This window comes from Chitinophaga sp. (assembly GCF_035538455.1).
GTDB lineage: Bacteria > Bacteroidota > Bacteroidia > Chitinophagales > Chitinophagaceae > Chitinophaga.
Map to the genome: position 1 here is coordinate 29,331 of NZ_DATLKJ010000093.1, position 16,525 is coordinate 45,855.

General features: G+C 46.8%; 10 protein-coding genes. 5 read left to right on the forward strand and 5 right to left on the reverse strand.

What is annotated here, in order from left to right:
- Positions 1-107: 107 nt before the first annotated feature.
- From VM802_RS10745 to VM802_RS10755, 3 genes are all read left to right on the forward strand, one after another.
- The gene (locus tag VM802_RS10745) at positions 108-3,341 is read left to right on the forward strand and encodes a SusC/RagA family TonB-linked outer membrane protein (protein WP_325530194.1); all 3,234 of its coding nucleotides are present in this window, start codon (positions 108-110) and stop codon (positions 3,339-3,341) included.
- An 11-nt stretch (positions 3,342-3,352) separates the two neighbouring features.
- On the forward strand, positions 3,353-4,783 hold the full coding sequence (locus VM802_RS10750) for a SusD/RagB family nutrient-binding outer membrane lipoprotein (RefSeq protein WP_325530196.1): 1,431 nt from the start codon (positions 3,353-3,355) through the stop codon (positions 4,781-4,783).
- 192 nt (positions 4,784-4,975) lie between these two features.
- Positions 4,976-7,108, forward strand: coding sequence for a S9 family peptidase (locus VM802_RS10755; protein WP_325530198.1), 2,133 nt, complete (start codon positions 4,976-4,978; stop codon positions 7,106-7,108).
- A gap of 62 nt (positions 7,109-7,170) precedes the next feature.
- Here the strand turns inward: VM802_RS10755 and VM802_RS10760 are convergent, their stop codons facing one another.
- The 5 genes from VM802_RS10760 to VM802_RS10780 form a co-directional block, all read right to left on the reverse strand.
- Entirely contained in the window at positions 7,171-8,187 is a 1,017-nt protein-coding gene (locus VM802_RS10760; RefSeq protein ID WP_325530200.1) for a terpene synthase family protein, read from the reverse strand.
- A gap of 438 nt (positions 8,188-8,625) precedes the next feature.
- Complete coding sequence (locus VM802_RS10765; protein ID WP_325530202.1) at positions 8,626-10,587, reverse strand: hypothetical protein; 1,962 nt, start codon at positions 10,585-10,587, stop codon at positions 8,626-8,628.
- Between the two features lie 112 nt (positions 10,588-10,699).
- Entirely contained in the window at positions 10,700-12,550 is a 1,851-nt protein-coding gene (locus VM802_RS10770; RefSeq protein ID WP_325530204.1) for a 3-keto-disaccharide hydrolase, read from the reverse strand.
- A 288-nt stretch (positions 12,551-12,838) separates the two neighbouring features.
- A complete protein-coding gene (locus VM802_RS10775; protein WP_325530206.1) occupies positions 12,839-14,266 on the reverse strand; it encodes a Gfo/Idh/MocA family protein in 1,428 nt (475 codons plus the stop codon).
- Between the two features lie 108 nt (positions 14,267-14,374).
- Positions 14,375-15,349 (reverse strand): NmrA/HSCARG family protein, encoded by a 975-nt coding sequence (locus tag VM802_RS10780; RefSeq protein WP_325530208.1) that lies wholly within the window; start codon positions 15,347-15,349, stop codon positions 14,375-14,377.
- Between the two features lie 104 nt (positions 15,350-15,453).
- On the opposite strand from VM802_RS10780, the gene VM802_RS10785 reads away from it, so the two are divergent.
- Together VM802_RS10785 and VM802_RS10790 are read left to right on the forward strand one after the other, a co-directional pair.
- Positions 15,454-15,834, forward strand: coding sequence for a winged helix-turn-helix transcriptional regulator (locus tag VM802_RS10785; RefSeq protein WP_325530210.1), 381 nt, complete (start codon positions 15,454-15,456; stop codon positions 15,832-15,834).
- Between the two features lie 66 nt (positions 15,835-15,900).
- Positions 15,901-16,455, forward strand: a complete 555-nt coding sequence (locus tag VM802_RS10790) for a M57 family metalloprotease (protein WP_325530212.1) — start codon at positions 15,901-15,903, stop codon at positions 16,453-16,455.
- The last annotated feature ends 70 nt before the right edge of the window (positions 16,456-16,525 follow it).

Here is a 16,525-nt window from a genome sequence, read left to right on the forward strand (position 1 = left end):
GTATGACCTGTTTGTTGTCATTGCGAAATGACACCACAACTCCATGAACTTAAATATGCTTACTGCCACTTGAGATTGTGATCACCAAAATCAAAAACTTATTTGCTATGAAGAGGATTATCCATGTTATCACTATACTTTTAATAAGTATACAGCTGGCGCATGCCCAACAGAAACAGATTTCGGGAATAGTTAAAGGTGAAGACGGAGTACCTATACCCTTTGTTACTGTAAAACTCAAGAACGCTTCTACGGGGGCTCTTACTGACAAAGACGGCCGGTTTATGCTCAATGTACCTGGTAACGACGCTGTAATACAGATTCACAGTATTAATTATCAACCACGAGAGGTCACTGTGGGTAATTCGCTCAACATCACTGTAGTACTCGTGCCAGATACAAAGACATTGGGGGAGATGGTGGTGACGGCTATGAATATCAAAAGGAAAAAAAATGAACTGGCTTATTCATCCCAGCAGGTAACCGCTGATGAACTGAACAGAACAAGAAGCAGCAACATTGTAAGCGCGCTTTCAGGTAAAGTAGCGGGGCTGCAGGTCAGCCAGAACAACATGATGGGCGGTTCTTCCAATATCGTACTACGTGGTAGCAAATCTATTTCTTTCAATAATCAGGCGTTGTTTGTTATTGATGGCGTACCGGTAGATAATACGAACAATAATTCCGGTACACAGAAACTGGGCCGCGGCGGATATGATTATGGTAATGCAGCAGCAGACATCAACCAGGATGATGTTGAATCAGTAAATGTGTTGAAAGGCGCTGCCGCTGCGGCACTTTATGGCTCCCGTGCTTCAAACGGCGTGATCATGATAACGACAAAGAAAGGACGGAAAGGTCTGGGGATTACTGTAAATACAGGGCTCGTGTTCGGTAAGGCTGACAAAAGCACGTTGCCTGTTTACCAGAAACAATTTGGAGAAGGTTACTATGATCCTGTCAGTAATGTGTATGATTCTCCCGATGGGTATTTCTTTTATAAAGATGTGAATGGTGATGGTATTAAAGACCTGATTTCGCCTTTAACAGAAGATGCTTCTTATGGAGCGCCGTACAATCCTGATCTGATGGTTTATGACTGGCGGTCTTTCTACAAGGGTTCTCCAACTTATGGTAAAGCATTCCCCTTTGTTGCGCCGAAACATGATCCCAACAGTTTTTTCGAAAATTCGCTGGCAACCAACAATAGTATTTTGATAGACGGTGGCGGAGACAACGGTTACTTCAAACTGGGCTATACCAAAACAACAGAAAAGGGATTGCTGCCCAATAGTAAGCTGGGTAAGGATATGGTGAACTTCGGCGCGTCTCATCGTGTAACAGATCGTCTGACAGCTTCAGGTAATATCAACTACACCTTTACAAGCGGCAAAGGCAGATATGGTACGGGGTATGATGCCAATAATGTTATGAGAAGTTTCCGTCAGTTCTATGCCTTGAATGTTGATATGATGGATCAGAAAGCTGCTTACTTCAATACTGGCAGGAATATTACCTGGAATATGAAGAGCACTACCGATCCATCACCCCTATACGAAAATAATCCTTACTGGAACCGCTACGAAAATTATGAGAATGATGAACGCTACCGTTATTTTGGGAATGTTTCTTTAAACTACAAGCTTACGGACTGGCTGGATTTACTGGGACGCGTTTCCCTCGATTCCTACAGCGAAGCACAGGAGGAAAGGATTGCTGTTGGCAGCAGAGGTGTTTCCAGGTACCAGCGTTTCAACCGCAACTTCAGTGAATACAATTATGACCTGCTGTTGAACCTGAATAAGAAGCTCACAGAACAGCTTGTCCTGAAAGGTGTGCTGGGTACCAATATCCGGCGGACGAAGGTCAGCTCTGTTTTCGCCTCTACTAACGGAGGACTTTCCGCTCCTAAGTTATATACTCTCGATAATTCTGTGAACCCGATCATTGCCCCCTCTGAATTTCTCAGTGAGACGCAGGTAGATGGTATTTTCGCGGATGCAAACCTGGGGTATAAAGACATGTTGTTCCTGGATGCGACGATACGGCGTGATCGTTCCTCCACTTTACCGCAACATAACAATACTTATTACTATCCTTCCATATCGGCAGGCTTTGCATTCTCGCAGCTGCTAAAGAGTTTAACCTGGTTAAGCTTTGGGAAATTGCGGCTGAACTATGCTGAAGTGGGCAGTGATGCGCCTCCGCTGAATGTGCTTACCACCTATGATAAGCCCACGCCTTTCGGCAGCGCGGTGAGTTTTTCTGTTGCCGGGGCGTTGAATAACCCTGATTTAAAACCGGAGCGCACTAAAAGTATTGAAGGCGGACTTGAGCTGTCGTTCTTCAGTAATCGCCTTGGCTTTGATATTACGTACTATAAAACCAATACCATTAACCAGATCCTTGCTGCGCCCGTATCAACTGCATCGGGTTATAATACCAAAGTGGTGAATGCCGGGAATGTAGAAAATAGAGGCATAGAAGTGACAGTGAACGCAACGCCTGTAAAGACGCATGATTTTTCCTGGGCAATCAACCTGAACTGGGCCCGTAATCGCAATAAAATACTTTCCCTGCCGGCGGGTATAGATAATGTAGTGCTGGGAGCTGGGAATTTCCAAAGTGGTACTTCCCTGAATGCATCTCTGGGCGGGCCATACGGCGTAATCAGAGGGACGGACTTTATTATTGATCCTGAAACAGGAAAACGTATTGTTGATGAAAGTGGTTATTATAAAACGGGCGGCAATGGAATTATTGGTAATCCCAATCCCGATTGGATAGGAGGGATCACCAACATCTTTACATATAAAAACATCAGCTGCAGCTTCCTTGTAGATATGCGCCAAGGTGGTCAGCTGTTTTCACTGGACATGTTTTATGGCACAGGCGCCGGTCTGTATCCCAATACCACCGGGCTGAATGAACTGGGCAAATCTGTACGTGATCCCGGTCCCGATGGCGGTGTGATTTATGACGGTATTGTCATTGATGCAGATGGCAAAAGGCATCCCAACACCAAAAGAGTGCCTTATACAGGCCAGCGGGGCCTAGGCTCTAATTCCAGTCCACATGCGGAGTTTATTTATGATGCCAGTTATATAAAGCTGAGGGAGATAGCGTTGAGTTACTCGCTGCCACCGGCATTGATTTCAAAGATTGGCTGGATTAAAGCAATTGATATTGCTGTTATAGGTCGCAACCTGTGGATCATTCATAAAAAACTGCCTTATGCTGACCCAGAAGATAACCTGGGTAGCGGCAACCTGCAGGGAAACATGGGGGGCGGCTATCCGACAGCCCGGACATATGGTTTTAACCTGAAGTGCAGATTCTAAAAAACAATAACATGAAGAAAGCAATAATATTTTCAGGGCTTTACATGATGATGCTCTTATCCTGTACCAAAACAGAGCTGAATACGCCCACCAAAGGCGCCGCCACAGTGCCGGGGGCCACGCTGGTTACAGCGGCTGAGAAAAGCCTCACAGATGTAATTACTAACAGCAATGCTTTTACAAATGTATTCCGCCTGATGGCGCAATACTGGGCGCAGACAACTTATCCAACAGAAAGCAGATATCTGCTGCGGGAAAGGAAATTGCCGGACGCTTTCTGGGATGGATTGTACCGTGATGTGCTCAAAGATCTGGAAGAAGCTAAGACGGTGATTTCCCGGGAAGCAAACCCCGATCCTGTAGAGGTTAAAAATAGGCTGCTGGTCATTGATCTGCTGCAGGTGTATACTTATTCATTACTGGTGAGCACTTTCGGAGATATACCCTATTCACAGGCTTTACAGAACAGCAATATGTTGCCCGTATATGATAAACAGGATATTATCTTTGCCGATCTGCTGAAAAGACTGGATACCGATATAAACGGACTTGATCCTGGTGGTTCCAGCCTGGGCAATAATGATATAATATATAACGGATCTGTGGCTGCATGGATTAAGTTTGGCAACAGCCTGAAATTACGGCTGGGATTACAATTGGCGGATATTGATCCGATTAGGGCCAGGGCAGTGGCAGAATCTGCGGCTAGTCATAGCGGTGGCTTAATATTAACAGCTGCGGACAACGCACGCTTGAAGTACCTGGCTACCCCGCCCAACAATAACCCGGTATGGGCAGATCTTGTTCAGGCCGGTCGCACAGATTGGGTGCCGGCCAATACAATTGTTGATCTGATGAACCAGTTACAGGACCCGAGAAGGAAAAATTATTTTACACTGAAAGACAATGGTTATACCGGCGGAAAATATGGCTCCTCCAATGTTTACGGCTCCTGCTCACATATAAACCCGTTGATCACGGCTCCTGACTTTGAAGCGCTTTTATTTGATAACAGTGAGGTATTCTTTTTACTGGCAGAAGCGAAGGAAAGAGGTTTCAATGTATCCGGTACAGCCACGGAACATTATAACAATGCCGTTAAAGCCTCCCTGCTTTACTGGGGATGCACGGCAGATGAATACAACACTTATATCCAACGGGATGATGTGGCTTATGATAAAGCGCCCGGTAATTTTAAACAGAAGATAGGTACGCAGCAGTACCTGGCATTTTATAACCGTGGAGTAGAAGGCTGGCTGACATGGCGCCGATATGATTATCCCGTTTTAAATGCACCGGCAGGACTTATCTACAATGATATTCCCAAACGCTATATATACCCGATAGGAGAAAGAAATGTGAATGCTCAAAACTGTGAGATGGCAGCTGTCAGCATTGGTGGCGATATACTGACCACCAGGCTTTTCTGGGATAAGTTCTGATTATTGTCCCTTGTTTGAATATACAAGCCCGGGTTTCTGACCAGAAGCCCGGGTCTTTTCATTTATGACGCCTTTCTTTTACTCCTGGGCCGGGGAGGAGCTGCTTTCAACGTTGGAATTGCAGTTAATTACTGATCAGAATCGGCTAAAAACTGATAAAACTGTCAGGGTAGCGGACATTACATTTACAGTATGACGCAGAAAATATTATTCGGCATACTACTTTGCTGGTCGTTTTTCAACAGATCAGCCATTGCGCAAACTATCACGCGCTTTCAGCCTACGCATGCGGAAATAGTGAAGCGGTACCAGCGTGCAACGCGCCTGGACAGCATTACCCGTAATACCATCTTTAAAACCAATGTGGATGCACACTGGCAGCCGGACGGCAGGTCTTTCTGGTATCGTAACGACCTGCAAGGCGGAGCAAAGGAATACATGTATGTAGATGCCGTGAAAGGCGCTCGACAGGTTATCACAGACACCCAACGCCTCGTGCGCAATCAGCCACCACAAAACAACAGGAAACCCCACAGCCGGAATATTTCTCCCGACAAGCAATGGGAAGCCTATATACAGGATGGTAATGTGTATGTAAAAGCTACTGATAGCAGCAGTCTGCCTATACAATTCACGACAGACGGGAGTACTGCACAACCTTATGGTTATCTGGCCTGGAGCCCCGATAGTAAATACCTCGCTGGTTACCTCATCCACCCTGTTAAGGACACTGAAGTATATTATGTGCTCACCTCCGAGCAGGGGAGTACCCGCGGCCAGCTGCGCTCGCAGCCTTACAAGCAACCCGGCGACGCCTTTACCACCTATACGCCTTTCCTCTTCCACCTTAACCAGCGGAAAGCCTCCCGGATTAACACAGGGGAGATCGACTTCCTGGAAGCACCGGAATTTCACTGGCGCAGCAATGATCCGCGTTACTTCGTGTATGAGAAGAGAGACCGCGGACACCAGCGCTTTAGGGTGATAGAAGTGGATGCACAAACTGCTGCTACCAGAACCGTGATAGATGAAAAGAGCACGACATTCATTTACGAATCCAGGCTATGGACCTTCTATCCATCCGGTACCAACTATCTCTTTTATACATCCGAAAAGGACGGCTGGCGACATCTTTACATGACCGACCTTGTTACCGGTAAGGAACAGCAGGTCACAAAAGGTAATTGGGTAGTACGGGATATAGACAGCATTGATGTGACGAGAAAAGAAGTATGGTTCAGTGCCGGTGGTATCAATGAAGACGAAGATCCCTATCACCTGCACTATTACCGTATAGGCTTTAACGGTAGAAAACGTGTAGATCTGACACCAGAAAAAGGACATCATCATATCACTTACTCACCTGATAAAGCCTGGTATATCGACAATTACTCACAGGTGAATGTACCGCCAGTGACAAAGCTGCGCCGCACTGCGGACGGCAGCGAAGTATTGTTGCTGGAAACCGCCGATATTTCACGTTATCAGCAAACCGGGGTGCGGCCACCGGAAGTCTTTGTGGCTAAGGGTAGAGACGGCGTAACGGATATCTGGGGTATCGTAAGCCGGCCTTCCGATTTTGATCCGAATAAAAAATACCCTGTACTCGAAAATATCTATGCCGGACCGCAAAGCGCCTATGTACCCAAGTCCTTCACACACTATAGTGAAATGCAAAGCCTTGCCGAGCTTGGTTTTATTGTGGTGATGATCGACGGGATGGGAACGGCCAACCGCTCCAAGGCCTTCCATGATGTTTGCTGGAAGAACCTTGCCGATGGCGGTTTCCCAGATCGTATCCTCTGGATAAAAGCCCTGGCAGCTAAATACCCCTCCGTAGACACCACGCGCGTGGGCCTGTACGGCACTTCCGCAGGCGGACAAAACACGCTTGGCGGATTGCTCTTCCACCCTGAATTCTATAAAGCTGGCGTGGCCGCCTGTGGATGCCACGATAACCGCGTAGACAAACAATGGTGGAACGAGCAATGGATGGGTTATCCTGTTGGAAAGCATTATGAAGAGCAATCCAACGTTACCAATGCCGCCAAACTCAAGGGGCGCCTGCTCCTGATCGTTGGGGAAGCCGATACCAACGTACCGCCCGAATCCACTTACCGTGTAGCGGATGCATTGATCAAGGCGGGAAAAGACTTCGAATTCCTGCCCATACCCGGCATGGGGCACAGTGATGGCGGGGCTTACGGCCGTAAACGGAAACGTGACTTTTTCGTACGATACCTGCTCGGCGTGGAACCACCTGTGCGGAACATCGATGAGCTATCGCTTGTAAAGGAGACGGGAAGGGAAAGATGGGAGTTTTAGTAATAATTCCTGAGGCTGTCCGGGTACCTTTTTCTGTTGGTACCCGAGCAGCCCTGGATACGCTAGAAGTGCTTAATCTCTATTCTGTCCATCGTCTCACCTCTCCCGTTTGGTGGCACAGCGAAACCACCGGGTTCATACCGTTTCGTTCCGCTTTGGTAATACCAGTTATTTAAACCGCTGATCATTTGTTTTATGTAGAAAATAAACTCCGCTGTTTCTTTTTGATACGGACTGAAATCCGGTAGATGGTTTGATAATGTTACCAATTCGTTTACAAACTCATCATGAATCTTCATTCCTTCTGTGCAGGCTTCATCAAAAGATATTTTATGGTGATGCTGTAGTAATGTGATGATATTGAAAATCTCTGATTCTATCGCAAGCTCCTTACCGATAGTTGCAAAATCGTTCTGAAGCGCTACAATGATTGCCTGTAGCATAACAATGCGCTGGATAACGGTGTGATTATAAATAAAATCCGGTAAAGCAAAGCCAGTTGTGGGACAAATCAGATCAACAAATGGAATCATGCCTATTGAATTGGCACGGATTAAATGAAAGAGGGGAATAGGGGGAATGTTCTTACTGATCTTATATGGTGATTCTTCCATGATTCCGTCGGTAACAAAGCGATGTTTATAATTCGTGGCTATCCGCTCCAGCCAGAAGTCCGGCATTCCAAGCGCCATCCACTCCTTTCTGTTTGTTTGCATCTGACGTAATATTCCTTTTTCCTCCGGCCGGGGATCGTCGCCCATCATTACCTCAAAAATCCGGTTTCTGAATGCTGCTATCTCCTTTATCGGTAAAAGCTCTACAAAATCATCAGTTACCGTCATATAAATTGCAAAACGTGTTGCATGACGAATTCTGTCCCTTTCAGTAGCAGCTGGTATCATAAATGGCCCAACATCGAATAATCGCATCTTTCTATATCTTGCCATTGCCTCTTTTGATAAGAATTGATAGTCCTGGTCATACCAATTTTTTTCTTCTTCACAGAAGGTGCCGGCGAAGGGGCTTTGAAGGGTTGTCCAGGGGTATACGGGCTTAGGCACATTGAATTCCTTATTCATATAATGTTTAGTTTAAAGTGAGGGAAAATTCGGATTAATGTGAATTTGGTCTTGAGAAAGGGTTGAAGTTATCTCTGTATTCATAGAAATCCGGGTTATGTTGAGGGGGAATGATTATTAGTTTAATATCCTTGTTACTCCAATCGCATCGGGTTAAAAATGAGGGTCGCCTGTGCCGGTCTTTGGGCTACTTGTCTGGCTTGGAAAGCGGTTGATATAGCATTGGAATTATAAATTTACAAAAAGTTACAAGACGATGGTATTTCTTGAAAAAATTTTAGTTTAATCGATTGACAATATGGATAGATAGTTCTCATTTTGAAGCAATTGAAATCCTTTTTCGCCTTTAACTTACTCATTGACAGACAAGGCATCCACTTTAACGCGGTAATACCGATATTAAAATGGATGCCCTGTTCATATGGCATAATATAATAATCAGCGGAGGGAATTGATCCATCCGGCAATTTTCAACGCTTCTGTTTTAGGTACCTGAGGCAGCGGCGGCATTTCCGTAGCGTATCCAGGCCAGTTTTCCGGTTTGGGGTTGTAGATCAGGCTTACTATACGATCGTTGCTGTAGCGTCTTTTCGCGATGTCTTTGAATGCAGGACCTACCTGTTTCTTTTCCGGATTATGACAAGCCGCACAGGTGTACTTTACCAGCAGCGGTTTTACTTCCTCATAGGTAACAGCCTTCGATACGGCCGGCTTCGTAGCCGGGGTGGTGGGCTTTGCTTCATTTTTTGCACCAGGACTGGCTTTTGATCCAATCGCTGCAACTTTTGCCGCTGCTGCTTTCATGGTAGAATTACGCGTACTCACTTCGCTCAGGGATAGCTTTGGGCCGTCAGGGAAATTATTCAATGTGTAGTAGCCGGAAGGGTGTACCAGCGAATAGAAATTATCCCTTGAGCGGACGCCTTCCAGCGTGATGTTGTGAATGTAATACTGGCGCATATTTTCTACAATGATGCGGGCCTTCAGTCCATCTTCCGAAACCTTTACGCCTTTCACTGCGCATTTAGCCATGTTGACGGTAGGGCTGCCGTATACGGGATGATATTTATAGATAAAACTTTCCACTGAATAAGATGCAATATCTTCTGCTGATTTTTTATCTACCGGCAGGGTGAATTCGATCTCGAATCCATCAGGCATGGCTTTTATTGTTTGCATTTCAAAAGGCACGCGATTGCTCCACACGAGGCGTTGCAGGCCTTCGTTTGCATCACCTGCAGAGCCCCAGCCGCGGTTCGTTTCACCTACGAAGAGTGAGCCGTCTTGTCCCCATGCCAGGCGGAGTACTCCAGACTGGAAACCGGTGCGGAAATCAAAAGCCACACCCTGGTATTCGCCTTTTACTTTTTCCATCACCACGCGCATGATCTTGCTCTGTCCCTGATCGCCTACCAGTGTTTGTCCGGCAAAGGGACCAAATACTCCTTCAGGAATAGCGACCATTTCCGAATTTGAGATGCCTAATATGCCATGGGGGAGCCACACTGCGGGCAGGCGCAGCTCAGGGATTACTTTTTTTACATCGTACATGGTTTTGAAATGCTCATTTACCACATTCTCCGGTTTGATGTAGCGGCCTTCTGCATTTTTTACCTTTCGGGGATCTACCTGTGCGTATAGCTGCTCGGTTGTAAGTTGTAGCGGAGAGTTGGGTTGGTTGGTCCAGCGAAGGCCGGCGGGGTGACCTACAAAGTCTCCTTTCTTTACCTGCCATACGCCTCCGGAGCCTACCCAGTCGCCCTGGTTTTCTGTGTAGAATAATTCTCCGTTGACCATACTCAATCCGCAGGGAGAGCGCATGCCTGTAGCCCATGGTTCCATGCTGCTGCCATCTGCAGCGATATGCATTGTCCATCCGCGCCAGGGAACACGACTTTCCCCCCGCCACCATTCTTCATCGCCAAAGGCAACGTTGCCGGACACGAAGAAGGAGCCATCAGGCGCCATTTTGGGACCGAAGCTGTACTCGTGATAATGACCTGATAACGGCCACGCATATACGGTTTCATATACATCGGCTTTTCCATCCATATTTGTATCTACAAGCTTTGTCAACTCACCACGCTGCGCGCAGTAGAGTGCCCCGTCTTTGTATGCAAGGCCAAGTATCTCGTGCAGGCCGGTGGCAAACTTGCTGAAGAAGGGCCGGCGGCTGGTGGGATTTTTCACAATAAATACATCGCCCCGACGGGTGGATACACCGAGGTCGCCATTGGGCAAAACAGTGAGGCCACCTACTTCCAGCAAAATGCCTTCTGGCGCGGTTACCTTCGTTATCCTGAAATAATCTTCTTCCTTGGGTGTTTCCTGCGCAGATGCGCTAAATGCTGCACACAGGGGCAGGAGGCAGACGGCAACTTTCTTTATAATATTTTTCATCCGGTAGTGCTTTGTCTTTTCAATCTGCGGAAGGAACTGTGCGGCTGTATTTTTCTGTATACAGCAATCTGTTGCCCCTTGTTTCGCTGATCGAACAATCATTTGTTTAGAATTAGAAAAGGATAACATAACTCAACTTGCTGCGGACAGGTACGATCAGCTCCTGGTGGTTGTCGCCGGCATTCCGTATCACAGGTTTTGCATCGCCTGTATCTTTTAACTGGAGGTACCAGGCTTTGTCGTCAATCACATAGATATCCTTTTCCAGTAACGTTATACGCGTACCTTCTGCAATCCGTGCATAGAGGTCATTTCCCGGCGCTGTTACATTGATCTCGCGTAACAATCCGTGTCCGTCTTCGAGTACACGTATTACATCTGTTACAGTAGATCCGTAAGCCAGGTACCGGAAAGTGGGACGATCATTTTCATCCAGTATATATCCTTTCGGGCGATAACCGCTGCCGGTGGTATCAGTGCTCCATGCCGCCTGCGGCGCTGCCAGCCGGCATAGTGTGAGCAGCGGCTTTCCCAGGCGCTGCAAGGCTCCGAGCGGACGCGCGGTGCCGTCGCCCCGATCATGCCACATGGGCGTGGTCTCCAGGAAGTTGCCACGCCATACCTGTACAATGGCGCCTTTATCAAGATCGTAGGTATAATGCACATTCTCCGGGCTGCCTACTGAAACGGCATGTACTACTTTCTTCTCTCCGGGAAGGTCGATAAAGCTCCGGAGAATGGTATTGGATGCTGCATCTACAAGAATGGGATCAGTTGCCGCGGATATAACGGGATCACCTGTATAAAATGTCCGGATACCCGGACCCGTAATGTTCAGCCCTAATGCCGGTGTACCCCGGTCGCCGGAGCGGGAATACATGATTTCCACCGGAAGGCTTCCTGTTGGCAATGTTATCTTTCCTTTCGGATTATTATTTCCGGGCTGAACGGCTATAGTATTGTTGATCTTCATCATGCCCTGTCCGCCTTGAGCGTTCATCTCAAAGGTGTACTCGCCGGCTTCCTTTACCGTAAGGTTACCCTTATAAATAAGCACATATTCCCTGGAGAGGGCGCCTGCATTGGCAGTGAGGCTTGTAGTACGGCCTTTTGATTCCGGCTGCATTGCTGTATAATCAGCAGAAGGCTGATAACGGCCTTTAAATTCAACAAACTGCAGGTTGTCAAGGGTGGGCCGTGGTTTGCTATACTCGCGGAACTGGATGTTCCTGAATGCTACTGCGCCGTGGTCTCCCTGAATGCGCAGCGGTCCTGTAGCCTTTTCATTTCCGTCACCAATGGATCCACGGGTAGGGCCTTGCAGCTCAACATTTTCGTGAATGAGCACGCCGTTCAGTTCTGCACGGAGTATCCTGGCATTCTCCGTTTTTTGACCAGTAGCATCGAAGCGAGGCGCCTGGAAGATAACCTTCAGGTGCTGCCACAGGCCGGGCGCTTTGCTGGCATTCTGGCGCGGCGCATAGCCCTGGTAACCTTTTTGTCCTTCTGGTTTACTATCGTCCCATCGTTCATAAATACCACCGTTATCTCCGGGGCGCGGTGACCGTACTCCCCAGCTATCCAGCAGTTGGAGTTCGTATCTGCCCTGGAAATAAATGCCGGAGTTGGAGCCTGCCGCCATCATATAGTCTAACTCCAGATCCAGGTCGCCATGCTCCATACTTGTGTAGAGGTCCTGACCAGGATTTTTTTGGTCCGGCTGGTTCACTAATATGCCTGTTCCCTTAGAAAAATTAAAGGTATTGGGCTTATCGGGAAGGGTGGATACCTCACCTGCAATCCGCCAGGAGCTGCCGGCTTTTCTGAATGCTGAAAAATCTTGCAGGTCTACGGGAATGGACTGTCCGGCTGCGTGCAGGCCAGGTAGGAATCCTGCGCTACATACACATAAAATACCGATCCACGACCGGCTTAGAAATTGGTCTCTCGATTTTTGTATCATAGATCAACAAAATATGAATGGATTCCTTCAAATTCAATATTTTTTTGAGGAATGGTAAAAGAAATAGTTTAATTGTTGAAATAAATTATGGATAAATCGATTAGCTATTTAATAAAATATAAGCGGGGCAAAAAAAATATGCGAATTGGTCAAAATAGGAGAGATTTAGTAATGACCTCATACCATTTATAAGTGTTCCTTTTTATTAGCGCAGCCCCGAATCTCACGTGCAAATCAAAAAAGCATTTCCTGCAGCGCACAAAAAAAGGGGACCGTAGTCCCCTTTCATTAAACTTTATAGTACTGCTCCCAGCCTTTCCTTGGAGGAGGGCCTATCAGCAATTCATTTGCATGTTTATTATTAGTAATGATCTTCTTTTCCCTATCAAACTGTAATTTCTCGCTTGTCCATTGCGCCAGTACACCAAGACAGAATACCTGACTGAGCGGACCGGCAATGGCGAACGGAGATCTTGTTTGTTCCTCGCCTTTACAAGCCAGCAGGAAGTTCTTAAAGTGGTTAGACGGACTTTCCGGTACTACTGGTAGTTTACCCGCCATTTCTTTTGCTTTTTCCTGGGGGATGATAGAGAGGGTACTGCCATGCGAGCCTCCTTTAAATGTAAGCTCCTTACTGTAGATAATCTTACCAGGATTCAGTTTAGCAGGTGCGATAGGACCATTGCTTGGAGGTGGAATATTAGGATCCAGCCCTGATACACCGTATCCGGCAGGAATTGGAGGCAGGTTGTCTATTCCATCGTACCAGGTGACATCCAGTGCGGGCATATTTTCTCTTTTAGGGAATTTGAATGCCAGCGTGGAAGACATGGGGTAGAAGAAGTTATTGTGACCGGTGAGTTTGATCGGATTCACCTCATATGGTAAGCCCAGGTCGAGGAATTGGTGAGCTGTATCGAGGATATGTGCGCCCCAGTCGCCCAGTGCGCCCATACCAAAGTCAAACCAGCAGCGCCACTGGCCGTTTACGAAATCTTTATTATAAGAGTGCCCCTGTGTTGCCATCTGCCAGATATTCCAGTCGAGGGTAGCAGGTGCCTGTTCCGCGGCCGGGAATGAGGTTATATTTGGGTTCCAGCCATGCCAGCGCCGCGGAGAGTTCATGTGTGCGGTAATGGCTGTTACATCCTTAATGATACCGGCTTCTGTCCAGGCTTTAAACTGGAAGTAATTAGCTTCAGAATGTCCCTGGTTGCCCATTTGGGTCACCAGTTTCGGATGCTTCCGGGCTGCCTTCATCATCAGTTCCACCTCATTGAATGTGCGTGCCATTGGTTTTTCTACATATACATGTTTGCCAAGGCCTAATGCCATCATTGTGATGGGGAAATGCGAGAAGTCTGGCACGCCGACAGATACAGCATCGATCTGGTTGCCTATTTTATCGAACATCTGGCGGAAATCCTGGAAATGAGGCACGTTAGGGAACATTTTCATTACTTCCAGGGTATGCGGTGCGCCCATGTCTACGTCGCAGAGTGCTACAACGTTTGCCAATCCTGTTTTGTAGAGCGCCTGGGCGATTTCTCCGCCTCTGTTGCCTATACCAATAAAGGCAATATTTACTTTTTCGTTAGGCCCGATTTTGCGGGTATATGGCTTCGCTGCAGCCATCAGCAAGCCTGGAGTAGCGGTGGCCAGGGTTGCCAGTGCCGCCTGCTTCAGAAAGTCTCTTCTCGAGTTGTAGTGCTTCATCGCGTGTATTGTTAATTGCTTGTCCCAAAATATAAAAATGGTTTTGCAATCGAAAGCATTAATGAAAAAAGGCCGAAAACTTACATGAATGGTAAATGGATAACAAGCTCAATATGAAAGTTTCTGTCCTTCCCAGCCGGTGCTGCGCAGGAATTGTTCCCAATTCAGGCTTTCCGGGTTTATTTTTCTGCTCCAGGTTAAGTCGCGATCGTCCCTGAAATATCCATATTCCACTGCGTATTCAACCATACCTGTAAGTTCCTGTACTAACGTCTCGTTTGAACTGAATGCCGGGAAGTGACTAAGCAGCTCCTCCCGCGAGAATGCGGAGCTATACACGGCTTTCTTACCGGTTACTTTGATGAACGTATCCACCATTTCCCGGGGAGAGATAATATCACCGACAACGGGCAGGGATTGTCCGGCATACTGGTCCGGATTTGAAAAGATCTCCAAGACAGCTGGTCCTGTTGCTGTAAGGGGATCCACAAAGGGTGCACGGAAGTCTTGGGGCAAATAGATGGGAAACACGAGGGTGTCGCCATTTAAGGCAGGCGTATAGAATTCCATCAGATTCGTGTAAAAGAATGCCATGTAAATAAAGGAGCTTTTGATGGGCAGGGTACGGATATATTCTTCAATTTTTGCCTTGTCCGTGAAATGCGGTGCGAATTTTTTCCCGCCGGTAAGCTTATCAACATTTTCTAAACTGCTGAAAACGATATGAGGTACCTGAGCTTCCACAGCCGCATCTGCCAGCTGTTTGCCCAATTCGAATTCATGGGTGGCTGGCGGGGCGATGTTGGGCGTCATCAGGAAAACACCATCAGATCCCTGGAATGCCTTTACAAACGCTGCCTGGTGCCCCAGGTCAAGAGGGATATTCACCAGTTCAACTCCTTGCTGAGATAGCACAAGCGCTTCCGGTGAATCAGTACGGCGTGTAATTCCTCGTACCCGGTACTTCCCGGACTCTAATAGCGTACGGGCTGCACTAAGCCCCTGTTTCCCCAAAATGCCAACGATCGTAATAAGCGGTTTATCTTGTATTGCTGCGCTGTTTATTGCTGAATTGATAGTCATGTACTTGAAATTTTTGAACTATAAATATTATAGTTGCAAAACTATTTTTAGTAGAATACTTTTGCAATAACTATCAAAATAGATAGGTGCCAAAAAAGTATAAAATGAAAACAGAATGTATTGGTGATTACATAAAACTGAACGGCAAGCTATACCCCTGCACGGTAAGTTTGACAATGGATCTGGTGGGTGGAAAGTGGAAAGCTGTTATCTTATACCATCTAAAGGAGGAAGCAAAAAGATACAATGAACTCCGTAAAGAAATGCCCTCTGTTACGGAAATGACATTGAGTTTGCAGCTAAAACAGCTGGAGAAGGACGGTTTAGTAGAAAGAAAAGTCTATGGTAAAAAACCTCCTATCAAAGTTGTCTACAGCCTGACTGATTTTGGCAAAACATTCATTCCTGTTTTGGAGGCGATCACTGAATGGGGAAATCAGGCTGTTAAGGAGAAAGGCGAGTTTATTTCAGACAGCGCTGGTTGATACTAAGTCTTATTTTTTATCCTATTTCTTCGTTATCTGTGTTTTACAAGTTCTGGCATTTAATGAATGGCCAATGTTGAACAATACCGGACGTTTAACCTGATCACTAATTTACCACGCGTGATCAGCATTTCTGTTTCTGGCTTACCACCTTCTTATACGGCAGCTGCAGATGAGGCTATTGCACGGTACAATGTACTGGGGCTTCGTCTTTCCTTCCGGAGGGTTGCTAACAATGGAAACATTGATATTCAATATGCGGACCTCGGGGACGAGGTACTTGGGCAGTCTGCCGGATTCCCTTCGAATGGAGGAGAGCCAGCCAGCCCTATTTTATTAAACTCCAATGCTATCGGAAATACACCCGATCAGGGCTATCTTGCTACGATCATCGCACATGAGATTGGTCATGCTATTGGATTCCGCCATACAGATTATTTTAACCGTGCATATAGTTGCGGGTCCGGAGGTGATGAAGGACAGGCTGATGTAGGCGCTATCAATATTCCAGGTACCCCTACTGCGGCAGATCCTAATAGTTGGATGCTGGCTTGCTCAGATGGAAGTGACAGGCCTTTTAACGCCAATGATGTTATTGCATTAAGGGCGCTTTACCGTTAGCATCAGATAAATTGAAATAAAATTCCTGCAGAATGGGCGGCGCATGTTCAATCATAGCATCTTACCCGTT